Source organism: Providencia sp. 2023EL-00965 (assembly GCF_033550225.1).
Taxonomy (GTDB): Bacteria; Pseudomonadota; Gammaproteobacteria; order Enterobacterales; family Enterobacteriaceae; genus Providencia; species Providencia manganoxydans.
Map to the genome: position 1 here is coordinate 125,901 of NZ_JAWUEH010000014.1, position 20,943 is coordinate 146,843.

Annotated in this window: 20 protein-coding genes; 8 read left to right on the forward strand and 12 right to left on the reverse strand. The window is 41.5% G+C overall.

Translation table 11 applies throughout. The features are described 5' to 3' along the window. Positions 1-333: 333 nt before the first annotated feature. Both SC428_RS17115 and thiM read left to right on the forward strand, forming a co-directional pair. Positions 334-1,536 (forward strand): ROK family protein, encoded by a 1,203-nt coding sequence (locus SC428_RS17115; protein ID WP_070929878.1) that lies wholly within the window; start codon positions 334-336, stop codon positions 1,534-1,536. A gap of 117 nt (positions 1,537-1,653) precedes the next feature. Next, the gene (gene thiM / locus SC428_RS17120; protein WP_318709111.1) at positions 1,654-2,430 is read left to right on the forward strand and encodes a hydroxyethylthiazole kinase; all 777 of its coding nucleotides are present in this window, start codon (positions 1,654-1,656) and stop codon (positions 2,428-2,430) included. Between the two features lie 10 nt (positions 2,431-2,440). Here the strand turns inward: thiM and SC428_RS17125 are convergent, their stop codons facing one another. The 6 genes from SC428_RS17125 to SC428_RS17150 all read right to left on the reverse strand — a co-directional run bounded on the left by SC428_RS17125 (position 2,441) and on the right by SC428_RS17150 (position 9,298). Further along, complete coding sequence (locus tag SC428_RS17125; RefSeq protein ID WP_318709113.1) at positions 2,441-3,145, reverse strand: lipopolysaccharide core heptose(II) kinase RfaY; 705 nt, start codon at positions 3,143-3,145, stop codon at positions 2,441-2,443. A gap of 424 nt (positions 3,146-3,569) precedes the next feature. Then, a complete protein-coding gene (locus SC428_RS17130) occupies positions 3,570-4,736 on the reverse strand; it encodes a nucleotide sugar dehydrogenase (protein ID WP_140179879.1) in 1,167 nt (388 codons plus the stop codon). A 51-nt stretch (positions 4,737-4,787) separates the two neighbouring features. Next, a complete protein-coding gene (locus SC428_RS17135; protein WP_318709115.1) occupies positions 4,788-5,789 on the reverse strand; it encodes an NAD-dependent epimerase in 1,002 nt (333 codons plus the stop codon). A gap of 146 nt (positions 5,790-5,935) precedes the next feature. After that, on the reverse strand, positions 5,936-6,868 hold the full coding sequence (locus SC428_RS17140; protein ID WP_318709117.1) for a PfkB family carbohydrate kinase: 933 nt from the start codon (positions 6,866-6,868) through the stop codon (positions 5,936-5,938). Continuing rightward, complete coding sequence (locus SC428_RS17145) at positions 6,868-8,277, reverse strand: purine-cytosine permease family protein (protein WP_070929872.1); 1,410 nt, start codon at positions 8,275-8,277, stop codon at positions 6,868-6,870. Before SC428_RS17145 ends, SC428_RS17140 begins: the two co-directional genes overlap by 1 nt. 10 nt (positions 8,278-8,287) lie before the next feature. After that, on the reverse strand, positions 8,288-9,298 hold the full coding sequence (locus tag SC428_RS17150; RefSeq protein WP_318709120.1) for an ADP-ribosylglycohydrolase family protein: 1,011 nt from the start codon (positions 9,296-9,298) through the stop codon (positions 8,288-8,290). Positions 9,299-9,472: 174 nt separating this feature from the next. Between SC428_RS17150 and SC428_RS17155 the strand changes: the two genes are divergently transcribed. The 6 genes from SC428_RS17155 to SC428_RS17180 all read left to right on the forward strand — a co-directional run bounded on the left by SC428_RS17155 (position 9,473) and on the right by SC428_RS17180 (position 17,135). Continuing rightward, positions 9,473-10,213: a GntR family transcriptional regulator gene (locus SC428_RS17155; protein ID WP_070929871.1), complete on the forward strand. Its 741-nt coding sequence runs from the start codon at positions 9,473-9,475 to the stop codon at positions 10,211-10,213. A 108-nt stretch (positions 10,214-10,321) separates the two neighbouring features. After that, on the forward strand, positions 10,322-10,750 hold the full coding sequence (locus SC428_RS17160) for a TOBE domain-containing protein (RefSeq protein ID WP_318709123.1): 429 nt from the start codon (positions 10,322-10,324) through the stop codon (positions 10,748-10,750). Positions 10,751-10,874: 124 nt separating this feature from the next. Continuing rightward, entirely contained in the window at positions 10,875-11,858 is a 984-nt protein-coding gene (gene ebgR / locus SC428_RS17165) for a transcriptional regulator EbgR (protein ID WP_070929869.1), read from the forward strand. Positions 11,859-12,116: 258 nt separating this feature from the next. Then, positions 12,117-15,206, forward strand: coding sequence for a beta-galactosidase subunit alpha (gene ebgA / locus SC428_RS17170; RefSeq protein ID WP_318709125.1), 3,090 nt, complete (start codon positions 12,117-12,119; stop codon positions 15,204-15,206). Positions 15,207-15,209: 3 nt separating this feature from the next. Continuing rightward, on the forward strand, positions 15,210-15,662 hold the full coding sequence (locus tag SC428_RS17175) for a beta-galactosidase subunit beta (RefSeq protein WP_140186570.1): 453 nt from the start codon (positions 15,210-15,212) through the stop codon (positions 15,660-15,662). Between the two features lie 42 nt (positions 15,663-15,704). Continuing rightward, positions 15,705-17,135 (forward strand): amino acid permease, encoded by a 1,431-nt coding sequence (locus tag SC428_RS17180; RefSeq protein ID WP_070929867.1) that lies wholly within the window; start codon positions 15,705-15,707, stop codon positions 17,133-17,135. 121 nt (positions 17,136-17,256) lie between these two features. Here the strand turns inward: SC428_RS17180 and SC428_RS17185 are convergent, their stop codons facing one another. From SC428_RS17185 to SC428_RS17210, 6 genes are all read right to left on the reverse strand, one after another. Next, positions 17,257-17,700 carry a hypothetical protein gene (locus SC428_RS17185; protein WP_318709131.1) on the reverse strand — a complete coding sequence of 148 codons (444 nt, stop codon included), beginning with the start codon at positions 17,698-17,700 and terminating at the stop codon, positions 17,257-17,259. Between the two features lie 82 nt (positions 17,701-17,782). Further along, positions 17,783-18,802: a hypothetical protein gene (locus tag SC428_RS17190; protein ID WP_318709133.1), complete on the reverse strand. Its 1,020-nt coding sequence runs from the start codon at positions 18,800-18,802 to the stop codon at positions 17,783-17,785. A 93-nt stretch (positions 18,803-18,895) separates the two neighbouring features. Further along, a complete protein-coding gene (locus SC428_RS17195) occupies positions 18,896-19,438 on the reverse strand; it encodes a fimbrial protein (RefSeq protein ID WP_318709135.1) in 543 nt (180 codons plus the stop codon). Positions 19,439-19,448: 10 nt separating this feature from the next. Further along, complete coding sequence (locus tag SC428_RS17200) at positions 19,449-19,961, reverse strand: fimbrial protein (RefSeq protein ID WP_318709136.1); 513 nt, start codon at positions 19,959-19,961, stop codon at positions 19,449-19,451. After that, entirely contained in the window at positions 19,961-20,479 is a 519-nt protein-coding gene (locus tag SC428_RS17205) for a fimbrial protein (RefSeq protein ID WP_318709138.1), read from the reverse strand. Before SC428_RS17205 ends, SC428_RS17200 begins: the two co-directional genes overlap by 1 nt. 9 nt (positions 20,480-20,488) lie before the next feature. Further along, a partial coding sequence (locus SC428_RS17210) for a fimbrial protein (protein WP_318709139.1) occupies positions 20,489-20,943 on the reverse strand: 455 nt, incomplete at its 5' end.

The window sequence follows — 20,943 nt, forward strand, 5'->3', positions numbered from 1 at the left end:
CAAGTCACATCGTTTATCTATGCACTTTGCCTACCTTCATTTACCGCCAACCTGCAACTCGAATTATTTAGAATATAAAAAGGTAATAAGGGGATAATAAAGTAATTTAAAAATCGAACAGCGATCTTAATCTCATTTTAAGAAAAAGTATTTGGGTATGATAGCTACCTAGAAGCAGCTCTTTTTACCTATACTCTAAAAATTAGAAATGTTGCTCAGCAACAGTGAGCGACATCACCGTACCTCAACGCAAGACATTGCAACTTGAAGTATGGTGAGAATAAATATGCTAATCTTTGACGCTGCACGTGTTGATAAAAGAAAGGTGATGGTTTGTTACTGACACTATTAAATGAATTTCGTACTTCGAAAAATTCAAAAACCCGCAAATTAAAAATGCTTTATCGGTTGATCCTCAATCATGGACCAATCCGAGCCGAAGCATTAGCCTCACTTGCCAGTATGAAACCAGCAACCTGCGCTAGACTTCTTGATGAGTTAAGTAAGAGCCAATTGATTTCGACCTCTGAACTCGGTGAATCAACCGGTGGGCGTAAACCAATACTATACAGTATCAACTCAGATGATGGTTATGTGGTTGGTATTGAAATGAGCGACCTCTACTCAACGATCATGTTGCTCAACCTAAAATTAGATATTTTAGGAATGATAAAAATAAAAAATGAGCATTTAGAGAGTGCGGAAAGCATGCTCGACAATCTGTTAATAAAACTTGATCAACTTCTTACCGAACACCAATTAACGACAGCAAAAATCTTAGGTATTGGTATTGCCATCGATCATATTTTAGAACGAGATAAAGTCGCCTTTAGCCAATATAACGCCAGAATAGTCAGTTTATTCAACTATATTGATAGCAAAGTTCCTTGTTTTGTCACTTTGGGCAGTGGTATTACATTCGCCGCCCTTGCAGAATATCGGCTGAGATATAATTCAGAAAGCCAACGTTTTTTATTTACGACCTGTGATACCGATATACGCAGCTGCACGATCATCAATAACACCTTTGCGCCTGCACCAATTAGTACAGCTCAAGCATTTGGTCACACAACGATTGATATTAAAGGACAACGATGTGAATGTGGCTCCTATGGCTGCTTAAAGCAATACAGTTCTCTATCCGCAATTAAATCTCGAGTGATCCAACAACTGCGTTTAGGTAAGCCTTCTCTAATTAATCAACTCACTAACAATGAGTCAGAAATCAATTACCACACCATATTCCAAGCCTTAGCACAGGAAGATCAATTATGTTTGGATGTATTAGCCGAGGCAGCTCACTATTATGGTATTGCCATCGCAAATGCCATTTTAACCTTACAGCCTGACGTTGTTGTTTGTGGAGGTACACTGACTCCCAAAAATCATTTTTTTGCGATGACAAAAAAAGCGATAGAAGAAAAAATGTCAGCCTTCCCGCATATTCAAACGCATATTTTTGCCGCGAACGACTCCTATGAAGTGGTGGCACAAGGCGCGGGGGGGATGGTTTTAGAGAACTACTTAGCGGATTAGCAATATCTGCAATCTAGTAAAATCAAAACTTAATTAAGTGATTAACACGAGTCAACAGCCCTGCAATTTGACGAATTACAAGTATAATTAAATTGTTTGTATAAGTAGGAGTAATAAATGCAATTTGAAACAATCCCCGTAGAAAAAATTTTAGCATTTAAACAAAAGCTTATCGAACACTCTCCGCTGATCCACTGCATGACCAACGACGTAGTGCAATCTTTCACCGCAAATATTTTACTAGCGATAGGCTGCTCGCCAGCAATGGTTATTGAACCCGAAGAAGCCGAACAGTTTGCTGCCATCGCTAATGGCTTACTGATTAATGTTGGTACCTTAACGACCGAACGCCAGATTGCCATGCGTTTAGCCGTACACAGTGCTATCAAAGCTCAAAAACCTTGGGTTTTAGATCCGGTAGCTGCGGGCGCATTGTCTTTCCGTACTCGTTTCTGTCATGAATTATTGGCTTTATCACCAACAGCTATTCGTGGTAATGCATCAGAAATCATGGCGTTAGCAGGCCTCAGCTCGGGGGGGCGGGGTGTTGATTCATTAGATACTACCAACGATGCCTTACCAGCCGCACAATCACTCGCTAATAGCGCACGAACCATAGTTGTAATTAGTGGTGAAGTTGATTATATCACTGATGGTAATAAAACGATTGCGGTCACTGGGGGCCATCCAATAATGACGCGAGTCGTTGGAACTGGCTGTGGGCTATCTGCTGTCGTCACAGCGAGTTGTGCGTTATCAGGGGATCAATTATACAATATTGCCAGCGCATGTGCGCTGATGAAGCAAGCAGGTGAGCAGGCCAAGCAAAATTGCCGAGGAACAGGGAGTTTTATTCCTGAGTTCCTTGATGCACTTTCTTACCCTAATTTATGATTGGCGGCAGTTATAGACGCGTTTTCTTTCCGCGCATTTTTCGTGACCAGTGACGGATCTGGTTACGTAGGGAGATAAATCGGTACACAACACTTTTTTTCTCGGGTTCGATCCCATAAAAACGTTTTAAAGCCACTAAATCATTTGCTTTGCATATAGCGAAGTTACCAAAGTCTGACAAATCTATAATTTTAAGGCCGCTTTCTGTCAGTACAAAATTACCCGCATGAATATCATTTGATGCAAGGCCATATGAATGCAACTTGTTAATTAATTTTGATATTTCCGTATAATAAGGTTTAATATCATTTATCTCAGAGAGTACCGTTCCCTCAACATACTCAGCGATAATCCATGTTTCTAGTGCCTCACGGAAGCGTATTTTTTCTGCAACGAAATAGATATCATTCGTGATCTGGCAACCTTGCTCCTGTGCGCGTACCAATCGATGAAATAAGCGTGAAAAGTAAGGACCTGAAATTACACGCATAATACGCTTTTCTAACCGTCTATCTCGTTCCTTTTCGCACTTGATAATATAGTGTTTATCATTCACCGTGATGCGTGCCACACTGCGCTCAACATTACCGCTATTGAGGATTTGTCCCGTTATTTTACCTTGAATATAATCATCAATAATCTGTGCAAAATCGATATCAATTTGCTTTTGATATACAAAATATCCATTTCTTTTTGTTGTTATAATTTTTTGCATTATTTAAGAAACCCATTATTGAAGTCATTCTAAGCAATACTAACAACTATCTCCTATGTTTTTTTAGCTATTACTTGCAAATCACTATTTTTGATAAAAATAGCATGATTTTTCAATAAAAAACCTCTTCGGGATATTTAGCGATAATTTTAAAAAACACATTACCTTTTAATTATAAAAATTAAAATATCAATAAGTTATATGCAAAATATATGATTGTGATGCTAGTTTTACAGGCAATAAACAGTCGCAATCCATGCGTAGTGAAATGCACATTGAGTTACCGAATTTAAATAATTTTATAATTAATAACTCTTTTTTATTTGATGACTACCAAGTTAAATAATGTGAAAAGGATAGTTTATTTAAAATTTAGAGGATTGAGGCGACATTTATCGCCTCAATATATTGACGTTATCGTCAGTTAATCATTACCAAATAGATCGCGAGTGTAGACTTTTTCTGCTACATCTTCGAGTTCAGGCACCATCCGGTTGGCTAAAATAATATCGCTATCGGCTTTGAATGCTTCAAGATCACGATACACTTTGGAGCGGAAGAATTCGTCCTCTTTAAGCACCGGCTCATACACAATCACTTCAATGCCTTTGGCTTTGATGCGTTTCATCACACCTTGTACCGCCGAGGCGCGGAAGTTATCTGAGCCCGCTTTCATCACTAAACGATATACCCCGACTTTACGTGGCGCTTTGGCAATAATCGCATCCGAAATAAAATCTTTACGGGTACGGTTAGATTCCACAATTGCATTAATGAGGTTATTCGGTACATCGTCATAGTTAGCCAGTAACTGCTTGGTGTCTTTCGGTAAGCAATAACCACCGTAACCAAATGAAGGGTTGTTATAATGGCTGCCAATACGTGGGTCTAAAGACACCCCTTCGATGATTTGACGTGCGTTCAAGCCACGGCTCTCGGCATAGGTATCTAATTCATTGAAATAGGCCACACGCATCGCTAAGTAAGTATTGGCAAATAATTTAATGGCTTCCGCTTCAGTGCCATCGGTAAACAGCACAGGGACATCTTTTTTGATAGCGCCTTCGAGCAGCAAATCCGCGAAGATTTCCGCTCGCTCAGAGCGTTCACCCACCACAATCCGTGATGGGTACAAGTTATCCCACAGCGCGCGGCCTTCACGTAAAAATTCAGGGGAGAAAATCACATTGGTGTAGCCAAACTCTTCACGCAGGCGCTCAGTAAAGCCAACAGGGATGGTGGATTTAACAATAATGGTGGCTGCTGGGTTGATTTTCTGCACATCATGAATGACTGATTCAACTGACTTGGTATTGAAGTAGTTGCTTTTCGGGTCATAGTCAGTCGGTGTGGCTACAATCACATACTGTGCGCCCGTATAGGCTTCAACAATATCTTGGGTTGCACGGAAATTGAGTGTTTTTTCACGCAAAAACTGTTCAATTTCGGTATCGATAATCGGCGATTGCTTATTGTTCAGCATTGCCACTTTTTCAGGCACGATGTCGACGGCCACCACTTCGTGGTTTTGTGACAGTAACATGGCGTTAGACAGACCCACATAGCCTGTACCTGCAATTGCTATTTTCAAAACTGACCTCTCAAATCCATCTTAGGACATTACAGGGAAATTGATGATACTTTACAGGCGGTAGTAGGATTGATACCAATCGACAAATGCCTGTACGCCCTGCTCAATAGAAACTTGTGGGCGATAACCGGTGACCTTAAATAGGTCTTCAGTGTCCGCCCAAGTGGTATACACATCCCCAGCCTGCATCGGTAAAAAGTTTTTAATCGCTTTTTTCCCTAATGATTTTTCAAGTGCAGCAATAAAGTCCGTCAATTTGACGGGCTGCCCATTCCCAATATTATATAAACGGTATGGCGCACTGCTTTGTGCAGGTGAAAGCGAACAGTTTTCTGGGTCTGCTTGTGGGATTATATCGGAAATACGGATGATCCCTTCCACGATATCATCAATAAAAGTGAAATCACGGCTGAGATTGCCGTTATTATAAACATCGATTGGCTCACCGGCTAAAATAGCTTTGGTAAATTTGAATAGTGCCATATCTGGACGACCCCACGGGCCATACACCGTGAAGAAGCGCAAACCGGTCGTCGGGAGCTGATACAAATGTGAATAGGAATGCGCCATCAATTCATTGGCTTTCTTCGTTGCCGCATACAATGAAACGGGATGGTCAGTAGGCATATCCGTACTAAATGGCGTTTGGTCAGTGATCCCATAGACTGAGCTGGAAGACGCATAAACTAAGTGCTTGATTTTCGCTTGTCGGCAGCCTTCTAAAATAGCAAGATGGCCATTAAGATTACTGTCTGCATAGGCAAACGGGTTTTGCAGTGAGTAACGCACGCCTGCCTGAGCAGCAAGATGGATCACGCTATCAAACCCTTCTTGAGTACACAGTACCACCACTTTTTCACGCTCAGTAATATCGAGAGGAATAAAGCGAAAATGCGGGTATTGCTCAAGGAGATGTAAACGAGATTGTTTAAGCCCCTGATCGTAATAAGCATTCATGTTGTCGATCCCAACAACTTCATGCCCACTCTCCAATAAACGCTGACATAGCCTAAAACCAATAAACCCTGCACTGCCAGTAACTAAGTATTTCATGTTAATTGTCTTCTAGCGTTGAGCGATTGGTGCAAGCTCACAACAAGCTGCACCTCAAATTATTTAGAGTACATATAGAGTCTCAGACCTATAAATGTAGCAATGGTTTTACTCACAGAGAAATAAAAAATGTGATTGTCGGAAAGTTAACATATTAGTGGGGTAATTGGCGTTAACATCGATTGATTAATTTCTTTTAATGTTGGAGCGCCAGCAGCGCCTTGCTTGCTAACAACGATCGCGGCCACATGGTTACCAAGGTCGACACAATCCTTCAATGGCAAACCTTGAGATAATCCTGCAATCAGACCCGCAGTATGTGCATCTCCAGCACCAATCGTATCGACAACAGAAACTTGATAGGCAGGAACAAAAATAGGTGAGCTATCGGGCTGACACAACCAAGCACCTTGGCTATCTAGGCGTAAAATTAAAGTAATACCCGTGCTACTTGCATAATCCGCAGAGAGTTGCACCAGTTCCCCTTCACCACAAAGAAAGCGTGCCTCATCACGATTAACGGTTAAAATCGTTCTATCGGTTGGCAACTGACGCAAAAAATTATGTGGGAGAGTGGCCAAGCGAGGCCCAAGATCTAAAACCAATGTTTGTGTTAAACAATCATTGAGTAACCACTGTTGGATAGCCTCCCCTTGCTGGCACCCTAACTCATAACCACTCGCATAGATAATACTATTAGGAGGGAGAGCAAATGATTGTAATTCAGTGCGATCCCACTGCTCTTCACAACCGGGTATTGAAATAAATGTTCTTTCACCACTCGCTTCGGCTAATGCAAAACACCAGCCATTATCTTGTGTTTCGCTGGTTAACCTAGGAGGAATGCCAAGCTCGGTGAGTGCTTGGCAGACACGTTGCCCCCATTGACCATTCCCCACTCGGATACCATTAATGACAGGGATCTGTAGGCGAGCTAAAGCACGTAGTACGTTAAAGGCACAGCCACCAATTTGCCAGCCATGATCACGGGCGATAATGTCCTCGCCACTGCGGGGCATTTTTGCAACACTCAGAACACGATCGCCCGCCGCCGCACCAATCACTACCGCAGTACGCATTAATGCTTCTCCACCGAACGACTAAACATCAGATATAAGCCGTACAATACAAAACTTAATACAAACGATAATAAAATAGACAAACTGGAGCCTTCAAAAATACCTGTCGCCCAAGGCCCTTTAATAAATTCATTATCACTAACTAATAGTCCTGCTAGTGCACCCAGTAACCAACATAATAGCGGCACCCAACGAATACCGGCATTCGACTGTCCAAATAATTGTTCAAACTCATAACCTTTATGACTACGCAACACCGCATAATCCAACATAAACACGGCTTCCCATGCAGCTAAAAACACGCCACAAAACAGCAGGAAGGCGATAAAGGAATTAATAAACTCTCCTGAGATAAACAATATATAGATAGCAACACCCATGACTAACACGGCATCCAATGCAACAGCATAGACTTGGCGAATTTTCACGCCAATAGTCAGTAAATTAAGGCTAGCAGAATAGAGGCTCAGTACTGCAATTGTGATGATCCCCGCCGTTGCAGTTAGCAGATAAGGAACTGACATCCAACTTGGTAACTCGGTACCAATTAATGCGATTGGATTTTCTGCGGAAGCTAGTTCAGGCAAACGCGCTGACAACAGAATACCTGTAAAGAGTAAAATAAATAATGGTAATGTCGCACCGAATGTTACGGCATTAAAAATAGCCGATTTTGATGAACGGTCGCTTTGATAACGGCTATAATCAGCTCCTGCAATTCCCCAGCCAATCCCTGTTCCCGCTGCGATAATCGACACCGCAGGTAAGAAGCCCGTTAACCAATCCCCCGAAGGCATTGATAAAACAGCACTCCAATCGGTTTGCCAAATAATATACAGTGCAGCAATTAAGGTCATGGTACCAAAAATACGGGTGATCCAACTTTGCATTACCACCACTGTCGCTTGGCCTAACAAGCTAATCGTGATGGCCAATCCACCGAATAGCACCATACAGACAACGGTTAAGGCAATCGAATCACTAAAGCCAAGTACTTGAAATAGGGCTTTAAGGGTTAATGTTCCCGTGATCATATTGATGGCTTCCCAGCCCATCAGTGTGATCCAACTAAAAAACGTGGGAGCAATATTTCCTGTTTTACCAAAAATGGTACGCGAAAGCGTCAGCGTCGAGGTACGACCTTTTTGCCCTGATAGGCTGATATAGCCAACTAATGCAAAGCTAGCAATACCAATTATTGTGGCGAGTAATGATTGAAAAAAGGAGAGACGAAAGGAAACAATAATTGCGCCATAAACAATACCAAGTATACCTATATTGGCTGCGGACCAAATCCAAAATAGCTCAAGCGGTGTTGCGGTACGTTCATGTTCAGGGACAATATCTATACCCGTATTTTCGATTTTCCAAGCTTCATTAGTTTGTGCATTGTCAGGTAGTGCACTCATTCAACTCTCCTTATTGACGTAAGGTGGCGAGTATCTCTGCGTAAGGATGGAAATCTATATTATTAGAATTATTAATCAATGCAATCCATTCTTTAGGAAAAGATTGAATACCTGACAAAGCTCCCGAAATCGCTCCAGCCATAGCCCCAATGGTGTCCGTGTCCCCCCCCAGGTTGGCACAATACTTCGCACACATGACAGGATCACCATTTGTAAGGTCAACTATGGCTAGAGCGCAGGGAATCGACTCTATCGTATCCATACCAGCACCGATAAAATCGTACAGCTCTTTGAGCGTTGCCTTAGGAGAGTATGATTTCAACTCACTTGCCTTCTGAAAAGCCAAGGTAATTCTTTGACCTAAAGAAGGGCTAAAGGTTGAGGCGTACAACAATTGCACCTCATCAGCGAGTATAGGGAGTTCTTTTTTAATTTGGGACCACGATGTTTGCTCGATAGCTCGGCTAATTGCCCAAGCAATAACAGTGGCGCCTGCAATCGCAATATCCGACTTATGTGTCGGAATACAAGCCGCTTCAACGGTTTTTATAAATTGATTGCGATCCGCAGTTGAAGCAACGCAGCCCACAGGCGCGATCCGCATTGCTGCACCATTAGTCACTCCATTCGACACAATTTCACTAATGGGTTCTCCAGCTTGGATAGCTAATAGAGACTGTTTTGAAGTTGGCCCAAAAATATTTTTCTCAAAGGCGTTAATGCGGTTTGCCCATGCCAAAATATTTTGTGCAATCACCTTCGGCTCTACCCTACCGTTACACGAGATAATCGCATCCATTAATGCTATTGCTTGATGAGTGTCATCTGTCACTTCACCGGCACGAAACCCGATGGCTGCGATATTTTCGTCTGGCCCTGGCAAAAAGTTATCTATCCAGCCGAAAAACTGTTGAACCTGGTCTTGACGCCACAGTTCAGAGGGCATACCCATGGCATCCCCTGTTGCCTGACCATATAAGCATCCAAGTATCGCGTTTTTAATGTCGGGTTTCAGCCCCATTTTTACTCCCACTACTACTTTCCTTAACAACATTAATTATATTAGCAGCAATTAAGTCCAATACCAGTCCAATAAATCAAAAAACAATGCCAATGTAAGTCCATTCGATGTTATTATGTATATTATCAACTCTGTTATAAACTTAATTTGTTGAAAGATTTATGGAAAAATACAATGCAAGCACGCTTTCTTAAATGGATAAAATCGCAGTTAGATCTCAATTCCACGATGCCCCTTTATCGCCAGTTACAACAAGCGATTGAATCTGCTATTGAGCATCAAATAGTGGATGCAGGGGACTTTTTACCTGCGGAGCGCCATCTTGCACAGCAACTCAATTTGTCGCGTGTGACTATTAGTAAAGCCATGCAGGCACTAGAAAAGAAAGGAGTTGTGATCCGCCAACAAGGCGTCGGAACACAAATCGCTAAATATTTAGGTTATTCATTATCACATGAAAGCGGTTTTACATCGCAAGTGATCAAAGCTGGCGGAACCGTCACTACTCAGTGGCTATTACGCACACTGACAGAAGCACCCGCAGACATTGCAGCAAAACTCGGCTTAGCTGTGGGGGCGCAAATTGCACAATTAAGGCGTATCCGTATCGCTAATGGCCAACCCGTCTCTTTTGAAAATAACTATATTCCATCTCAGTATTTGCCTGAACCTGCAAAATTGACTGATTCACTGTATGCCTTATGGGAGAGTCAGGGTATCACCTTTAGCCAAGTACAACATAAGGTTAAAGCAATCAGCTGCAATGAAGAACAAGCCAACTGGTTAAATTCAACGGTGGGTGCACCGCTATTATTTGTACGGCAAACCAGTACCAGTAAATCTGGGGTAATTATCGAATATAGCGAAATCATCTGTCGTGGTGATATCTATGAATTAGAATTTAATTCACCTTAAGCGTAATGTGATCTTATCCACGAACCAAGCCCCTATTTTGGATTAGTAACCTATAACGTTTTATTCTATGAGTGGACAGTTTTATTACTTTCAGAAATGAGGTCAATCATGCAAGTTTCCGCTCGTAACCAATTAACAGGTACTGTTAGCGCGATCAAAGAAGGTGCGGTAAATAATGAAGTGGTGTTATCTTTAGGTAATGGAGAAGAACTCACCACCGTAATTACACGCGAAAGCTGCAAAGCATTAGGCTTAGTGGTCGGCAAAGAAGCCATTGCGATTATTAAAGCCCCTTGGGTGGTACTGGCAAAACCCGATTGTGGCTTGCAATTTTCGGCGCGTAATCAATTCAATGGTAAGATTAGCAATATTGTCGAAGGCGCGGTCAACAGTACCGTTCACCTTGTTACTGACAAAGGCATTGAACTGACAGCCATTATCACCAATGAAAGCTTCCAAGACATGGCGTTAACTAAAGGTGTTGATATTACCGCACTGGTTAAAGCCTCAAGTGTGATCCTAGCCACACGTAAATAATCCATTCTATCTCACCAAACTACGCGCTCTCGTTGGCGTGTGGTTTTGTCACCATCGTATCGCGCGCCAACATTAAGTAATATGATACTATTTTAAAACATGGTGATGAATAAATAGGGATAAGATGGCGACGCTAAAAGATATCGCAACTGAAGCTGGAGTATCACTCAGTACTGTTTCACGGGTATTAAACGATGACCCCACGCTCAATGTGAAAGAAGAAACGAAACATCGTATTCTTGAAATTGCCGAAAAACTTGAATACAAATCAAGTGGTCAGCGTAAACAGCCTATTATCCCACTCACACAACACCACATATTGGTGCTATACAGCTATCAACAAGAAATGGAGATCAATGATCCCTATTACTTAGCGATACGCCATGGCATTGAGACACAATGTGAGCACCTTGGTATAGAACTAACCAATTGCTATAAAAACAACACCGTTCCTGATGCTAAAAATATTACAGGTATTTTAATTGTTAGCACACCAACAAAAGACATCTTAGACACTGCCGCAAAGATCAGCGACAACATCTGCCTGATTGATTTTAAAGATACCACCTCTCAATATGACTCTGTTGATGTGGATCTTGAACGTATCAGCAAAGAAATTATTAATTACTTTATCGAACAACAAATTGATCGTATTGGCTTTATTGGTGGGGCTGATGAATTTGATAAGGCTGATATCCGTGAAACCATATTTGTTGAATATGGCAAACTCAAAAAAGTGGTGTCATCACAGGATGTCTACCGTGGCGATTTTTCAAGTGCTTCCGGCTATGAACTAGCCAATAAAATGTTTAGTAAAGGCAACTATCCTAGAGCGTTGTTTGTCGCCTCTGACTCCATTGCCATTGGGGTATTACGGGCGATCCATGAACAAAACCTACGCATTCCTGAAGACATCACCTTAATTAGCATTAATGATATACCAACGGCGCGTTTTACTTTCCCTCCCCTATCAACGGTACGCATTCATTCAGAAATGATGGGAATTCAAGGTGTTAACCTACTTCTAGAACGCTCTCGTGATGGAAGAACGCTCCCTCTTCAGCTGTATATTCCAAGTACCTTGATCCTCCGCGGTACCACTAAATAAACACCATAGTAAAAATTTACTAAAACAAAAGCCAATCGAAGCCATCTTTGGATGGTTTCGAGCTAGTCTTGAAACGCTTACATTTTTAAGCCCATCCAGATCACATAATGAGCTCTCACTCCCCCTATTTCCGTGATCAAGTTAAAGAACCCTGCTCACCTCACTATATTTTAGTAAAACTTTTACTAAAATGATTTTAAATCACCCATCATAACGAATGATAATCAAAAAACATTTTTAATCACCAGGAGATATAACGTGAACAACTGGGAAAATTTCCTGCATTTACATGAAAATAGAATGCCACCCCGTGCCTATTTCTTTTCATATGATTCAATTCAACACGCAAAAACATTTCAACGTGCGCTTAGCAAACTCTTTATCTCATTAAGCGGACAATGGCAATTTCATTACTTCACCAACCCTTTATTAGTCCCTGAAACCTTCTATCACCAAGAAATGAATGATTGGGGAACGATTACGGTTCCTAATATGTGGCAGATGGAAGGACACGGCAAGCTACAATACACCGATGAGGGCTACCCATTCCCTATTGACGTGCCTTTTGTACCAAGTGATAACCCAACAGGCGCTTATCAGTGTACCTTTACCCTTGGTGAACATTGGGCTGAAAAGCAAATCATTATCAAATTTGATGGCGTCGAAGCCTATTTTGAAGTGTATGTGAACGGTCACTATGTGGGTTTTAGTAAAGGAAGCCGTTTAACCGCTGAATTTGATATTTCTCGCTTCGCTCAACAAGGGAAAAACTTGCTTGCAGTACGTGTGATGCAGTATGCCGATTCAACCTATATTGAAGATCAAGACATGTGGTGGATGGCAGGGATCTTCCGTGATGTTTACCTGATTGGTAAAGAAGCGGTTCATATCCAAGATCTGTTTGTGCGCACTGATTTTAGTGATGATTATCAACATGCAACGCTCTCTTGTGCCATTGATCTTGAAAATCTCTCAGCGCAATCTGTTTCAGGTTATCAGATTGAATATCAGCTATTCGATCAAGAGCAATTATTGATGGATGGCAAGATTGATGAGCTAAATATTCATCAAACACATTCCGTTAATTTTACGATTTCAATGGCAGATCCAATCCACTGGAACGCCGAAAACCCTCATCTTTACCACCTGTTTGTCAGTTTAAAAGATGAACAAGGCAACCTGCTCGAAGTGGTTCCACAGCGTGTAGGTGTACGTGATATCAAAGTGCGTAATGGCTTGTTTTACATTAATAACCGATATGTAATGCTTCACGGTGTTAATCGTCACGACAATGACCATTTGAAAAGCCGTGCAGTTGGCATGGATCGTGTCGAAAAAGACATCATTCTAATGAAACAGCACAATATCAATTCAGTCAGAACCGCTCATTACCCTAATGACCCGCGTTTTTACGAGTTATGCGATATATACGGCTTGTTTGTGATGGCAGAGACGGATGTTGAAACACACGGATTTGCTAATGTGGGCAATTTAAGCCGCATTACTGATGATCCTGAATGGGAAAGCGTGTTTGTTGACCGCGCAATACGCCATGTCCATGCGCAAAAAAACCACCCTTCGATCATTATGTGGTCATTAGGTAACGAATCGGGTTACGGTTGTAACATTCGCGCTATGTATCATGCGACCAAAGCGATTGATAATACACGCCTTGTGCATTACGAAGAGGATCGTGATGCAGAGGTCGTCGATGTCATTTCGACTATGTACACTCGAGCCCCGATGATGAATGAATTGGGGGAATATCCACATCATAAGCCACGAATTATCTGTGAATATGCACACGCCATGGGCAATGGTCCCGGTGGCTTAACTGAATATCAAAATGTTTTTTATCAACATGATAGCATTCAAGGCCACTATGTTTGGGAGTGGTGTGATCATGGCATTTTAGCTCAAGACGAACAAGGTCAGTCGTTCTACAAATACGGTGGAGACTTTGGCGATTATCCAAATAACTATAATTTCTGTATGGATGGCCTGATTTACCCCGACCAGACCCCAAGCCCTGGCCTCAAAGAATATAAACAGGTTATTGCCCCTGTTAAAGTCCATGCTATCGATGGGCAACCAAACCGCTTTACTGTTGAAAATAAACTGTGGTTTAGTGATCTCGATGATTACCGTTTAATTGTGGATATATGTGCAGAAGGTGAAAGGCTTTCAACACAGATTATTCAAATCACTGGCTTGCCGCCGAATAGTCGCCGCGATATTGAAGTCAATCTACCATCGCTCGATCAGCGTGAAACCTTTATCAATTTTAAAGTGGTTAAAAATAGCGCAACACGTTATAGCCAAGCGGATCATGAAATTGCGGTTTATCAGTTCCTATTGCAAGAAAATTCACGACCGACAACCCTATATCAAAATTTAAATTCAACACCGCTAATGCGCCAAGACAACCGCCTTGAAATGGTAATCTCGGGGCACGACTTTTCACTCACTTTTTCAAAAACCAATGGCAAATTAGTGTCATGGATCAGCCATGGTAAAGAGATAATCGCCACGGCACCTGAAATCAATTTCTTTAAGCCCATGATTGATAATCATAAACAAGAATATGAAGGCTTATGGCACCCTGCTCATTTACCTATTCTGCAAGAAAACTTTCGTTCTATCGAAGTCACTGAAGAAAATAGCAATATCAACATTACGGTGAAAAGTACTATCGCTCCACCCGTGTTTGATTTTGGGATGCGCTGTGAATATCGCTATCAAATTTCGCCTTCAGGACAATTAAATATTGAACTCAGCGGCGAACGTTATGGTGATTATCCGTATATGATCCCAGCTATTGGTTGTGATATTGGGCTGAACCGCCAATTTTCTCAGGTAAGCTACTATGGAAGAGGACCCGAAGAGAACTATCAGGACAGCCAACAAGCTAATTTGATTGATGTTTACCAAACCACCGTTGATCAAATGTTCCAAAACTATCCTTTCCCACAAAATAACGGCAACCGCCAGCACGTTCGTTGGTTTGCCATGACTGACCGCCATGGCACTGGATTATTGGTAAAACCTCAACAACCCATCAATTTTAGCGCTTGGTATTACACACGCCAAAACCTTCATCAAGCCCAACATACCAATGAGCTACAAGAAAGTGGCTATATCACACTGAATATAGACCACCAAGTCACTGGATTAGGCTCTAACTCATGGGGCAGTGAGGTATTGGATTCATACCGTACCTATCTCACTAACTTCCGATATGGGTTTACGTTAATGCCACTACAAACTGGCAATAGTCATGCTCAAACTTTAGCAAGTTATCAATTTGATCGTGATTTTTTTACCGCAACAACCATGAGCGAGGCATAAATTATGATCGTATTAAACAGTCTTGAACAATTCGGCCTCGTTTATCGTGACGGTCGTAAATGGAATCGTTGTATAGAGGCTATCAACAATATCAATCATATCCGAGAAGGCGTAGCACATTCTATTGGCGATTCTCTGGTATATCGCATCGCCAAAGGTCAAGACAAATCAATGCCTTTATTTGAGGGTAATCGCCGCTATTTTACTGTGCATTATTACCTTGATGGTGAAGAAACTATTGAAGTTGCAAGTAAATCGACTCTTAAGCCAAACGGCCATTACAGCGATGAAACCGACCGTGAGTTTTTTACTGGCAACGGAGAGAAGCATCATTTGAAGCAAGGTGAAATTGCTATCTTCGAAAATCATGAAGCCTACCGTATTCATGGTAATGACCAAGTGAAGAAAGTCGTGCTACGCGTCACCGTTGAAGATGGTTATATGCTAAACAAATAATCCATAACAAATCATAATAATAGCCCTGCATTGGAGGATCCTATGTCTGGATCATTACGTGGCACCATCGGCAAGTTTGCCTTGCTATCAATGACTTTTGCGGCTGTGTTTAACGTCCGCAATATCGTTAATAATAATATTGAGTTAGGGCTCAGTTCTGCGCCTATCTTCTTATTTGCAACCGTAGTTTATTTTATTCCATTCGTGTTTATTATCGCTGAATTTGTTTCAGCGAATAAAAACTCTGAATCAGGTATGTATGACTGGCTGAAGGGGCCTCTCGGCACTCGTGCGGCCTATATGGGTTCCTTCCTTTACTGGTTCGTTAACCTATTTTGGTTTGTTTCACTGCTACCCAACGTGATTGCCTATGCCTCTTATGCCATGTTGGGATACGAATACACCTTCCCACCCATTATCGTGTCGATAATTTCGATTGTGTTGTTCGCTATTACTACCCATATTTCAACTAAAGGCGCGAGCTGGTTAGGCAAAATCTCTGAATTCGTTGCCTATGGTGTTTTCTTACTCTTTGGTATTTATGTGCTTGGCGCATTGATGGCGCTGGGCGGTGATTACACCCCAGCTCAACCTATCACCCTCGAAGCAATGACACCAACGATTAATTGGGCAACGCTCGGTATCATGTGCTGGATTTTCCAAGCAGCGGGGGGGGCTGAGACGGCAGCAGCTTACTTAAACGACGTTAAAGGTGGACAAAAATCCTTTATTCGCGTCATCATTGCCGCCGGTATTATTATTGGCCTGATGTATGCCGTTGGGTCGCTGCTGGTTAACGTCTTTGTCGCACGTGAAAACCTGACTTATGCAGGCGGTATGGTTGAAATATTTACGGGTATGGCGCAATACTTTAACATTTCTGAAGCCTTGATGGGGCGTGCTGTCGGAATAGTGCTGTTTATCGCTATCTTTGGTTCCATGATGATGTGGACTTCTGCCCCAGTAAAAATCCACTTCTCAGAGATCCCCAAAGGGGTATATGGCCCAAAAACCACGGAACTGAATAAGCATGGCGTACCTGTACGTGCAGCATGGTGGCAATTTGCTTTTGTGTTCGTGATGTTAGTGATTAATGGTTTCGGCTCAGAATCAGTGCAAGAAATGATGAACACCGCCATTAATCTCACCGCTGGTACGGCTATGCTACCGCCAATCTTTATTATGATCGCCTACTTTGTGTTTCGTTTGAAACATGATGAAACCCCGCGTGAGTTTAGAATGGGTAACCGTATTGTCGGTATGGTAGTGGTATCCGTGTTGATTGTGATCTTTGTGGTCAGCATGACTGCCGCCGCTTTCCCTCCGGGTGTCGATCTTCTGAAGGCGTTCTTTATTAATGTGTTTATGACCGCGGTGTTCTCTGGATTGGCTTGGTGGTGGATCTCACGCTTTGAAGCCAAACAAAAACGTCAGACACTGCAATATGAGCATAAAGAGAGTTTGGTGAAGTAAGTTAGGTTTATTGATACGTTATATAAAAAATCTTCTATAAATGAACTGCCCCCAAAAAGTTGGACATCAACTTTTTGGGGGTTATAGCATGAATAATTGGATAAATAGCAATAATGTTTTTCTATTTCACAAACACAGAGAGATCTAAAGCACCATGATAGACACCGGGTTCAATATAGTTCTCGTCTTTGCATAAATTCCAATCAATGGTAAACTCACCACCATAGCTATTATATTTATAATCTAAATCAATATCGAATGTTTCACCGTTAAATAGAATATCGCCTTCATCATCACAATCATAACCTGTCTCGTTAATGATCCCTTCTATATAGAGCCCATTAGTTTCATAATCTTCATTTACTAAATAGAATTTATTGGTTTCATCTTCTATCAGTCCATTTTGCAATCGAACTGAGCCTAAAACCGTATTGCCAATTTGGCTATCACAATCGATTTCAACAGTAACTTGTTCTTTACCCACAAGCCCCGTATCTTCATCAGAAGCAACATAAAATTTCGGTGAAGTATTACCATTGACATCGATGGTGCAAGCGTCTAACACATTAATGTTAATAGAGCTAATTAAAATTTGAGACAGATTTCATTTAAAAATAATTAGAAAATAATTCTTTGCAGTAAGATTGTTAATTGTAATCAATATATACCACTCCTGATTTAGAATAATCACCAGGAATAACATTTCCAATATTTGTCACCACCGCCCATAATGAAGTACTTTCTGTTCTATCTTCACTTAAATTCCAATTCGATTTGGTATTTGAGTTATAATCATCAAACATCATTCGTATCGTTAATCCCCCCATTTTCATGTCATAAGGAGTTGCTCTTAAATTTACTGATGCATCTGCGTTGCAAATACCGTTAAGACGTGCCGAAGCATTAGCATTAGCGGCTGATTTTTGATCTACGGTTCCTAAATCTAATGTGTCATCATTAAGCCAAAAATCACAGACAGTATCCGGCTCTGGTGGTTCAATTGGTTCTGATGGTATAGGATAGCCTATACGCACAACATCTCCACATGATAATCCATAAATATCTGAATAAGGCAATACATTAGGGGATTGCCCAGCACCGTGCACATAAACTCTTCGCCCATTACCCGGCATTGTATACATACCAGATGGCCCATTTGATACATATACTTGAGCTGAAACATTTGGATTATTAAATTCTATTACAAAATCAGGTTCACCATCAGGTATCCCTATCCATTTTTCTTGAACGCCAACTCCACTAGGATAATTAGGAGAATATAATGCTCCATCATCTTTAGTTACATTACCTGTAATTCCTGGTTTCATAACGGTCCAGCCAATAAATGCTTCTCGCCGAGAAATATTTGGATCAAAATAACAGTCTCCATAAAAACTATTATCAATTGAAAACGTAATCGTTCCGTTATAAGAATAATTCAATGTTGAAACATTATAAGTATTACCATCCGGAGCAATTCCTTTCCAAATATTATTTGCATCTACAGCGGAAAATCCATTTGCATCCCCAACAATGCTCCCTCCAGTCACTTGTGTTGCTGTTGATGTAACCAAATTAAATACACCAGTTTGAGCCTTGTAAACAGCTTGAGAATAAATAGGTATTAAACCTAATAAAAACAATAATATTCTTAAAATTAATTTCATTGAATAAACTCTTACATATTAAAGATATGATTTGCTCTTAAGCGTTAGAAAGCATACTGATCTTTTGCTAACCAAAACGTAGCAAAAGATCCTTTATTCATAACTCAACGTATAGGTCATCACCGCAGTAAAATCCCCAGTCACTAAACTTTTATCCGCCAATGCCTCACGCTCACCTTGTACATAAGCCTTTAAGCGAATGGTCATATCGCCATCTCTCAGAGGTACAGCATAATCGGTTGTGCCATCAATCGGGATAGGACGACCGTCCAAATACTCCAAACCAATTCCTGCCCCTTTTGCTTCGCTGCCTGGGGTAAACATCAATAAACCTTCACTATTTACAGGCCCTGAAAATGAGGCTTTTACCGTACTGCCCAATGAGGTATCACAATCTTTTAACTCAAACGTAATTAAAAAACTCGATGTCCGCGTAAAACGATACAACGATTTGGTCGGTGTTACCCCCAAATAATACCAAGGGTTCTCTGTGCCGGGCTCGATAGTGCAAGGTAAAGCAATCAAAGTGCCCCCATAGTGGATAGTCGTTGACGTCTCCGCCATCACATTCCCTGAGATCAATCCACTCAATAAGGTCAATGCAATGCAGTTTAACTTTATTTTTTGCTTTTCCATTTCACTCACCTTAAGGGTAACGAATTTCTACCGTGCCCGTCGCATTAAACGGACCTTCTAATAAATCGATGCTGTCATCTTTAACTGGTACCGCAGACAAAGCGATCGTCTTTATACTTCCACTCGACATCACAATGGGAATATCATCATTATTTGGCGCGACAATTTCTCCTTTGTAATACAAGCGTATGCCAAGACCACGTATATCGGTTTGTACTGCATCACGATCAAATGGCGCATTCATTCCGTCATACCCCATATAAAGAGCGACGTTATTACCTAAATCTGAACCGCAAGTAATCGTGAGCGTGAAATCTTGCATATAGTTAATACCATCGATTTTAGTAATCCCCACCTCGTCAAAATCCACATAGATAGGATCATTGTCTCCTGTGATATCGCAAGGCGGGTTATCAATTAATGTACCGTGAAAGTTGACCTGTGTTGAGGCTTGTACAGGTGATACACCAATGATCATGACCCAACATAGAGCTGCCGTTAAATTTGCGCGTTGTCGTGTCATCATTCATACTCCACAGTCAATAAGGCCGTCGCATCAAATTCGCCATCATTTAACCCATCGTTTCCACTGGCTACAGGCACTACCGAGAGTCTGGGCTCACTGCCATAGATAAAAGGCACCCAACTATCGAATGAAAAAGGTTGACCATCTTGCTTCACCATTAACCCCAAATTACGCTCACCCGTTTGTAGTAATCGATAGCCACCTTTAGTAAAATTTGCCCCTACGTTATTTTCAAAACGTAGTCTTAATGGAGTACTGTTAGTCGCATCTTCACAGTCTAATGTATAAGGAATAGGCTGTTCATACGCAACACCATCAATGTTTTTAATGATCATGTCACCAAACTCTACTTCAATGGTTTGATTATCATTTACATCGCAAGTTTTAAGTTCAATCCGTACTTTTACTGTAAAATCTAATTGATCTGAACCTGCCAAACAACTTACTGGCAGCCATATCGCCCCCAGCAGCAGTGCTTTATAACCAGTGATCTTTTTTATACAAAACCCAATCATTGCTCCTCCTTACTCATACAACATTTCAAAGGAAATCAGGGCTGAGTAAGCACCTGGTTGCATCAATTGTGCTATACGCACTGGCGTCACGGTATAGGTCAATGTGGATTGTCCCGAAGGTAACAATACAGGGTTACTATCAAGACTGATGGGCAATGTATGACCCGCGGTATCATTCAACACTAGCCCCAAACCCTGCACACCATTGACTTTGATATAATTCGGTATAAAAGGTACTGTCGGGGCAATAAAACGGATTTTCACCGCCGGTTGGGTGCTGCTCCACGCGGTTTGCCCAGTTTGGACGTTTTCCAAGGCACTGTTCACTTCGATACAATCTTGCAGTTCAAGGTGAAACGCCGTTGCACGCCCTTTATCCCCCACGGCTTTCAGTTCCGCGGTTTCGGTATTGCCCAATTCAACCGCTTGATACGCCGAGGTCATCGCTAAACGGCACGGACTTT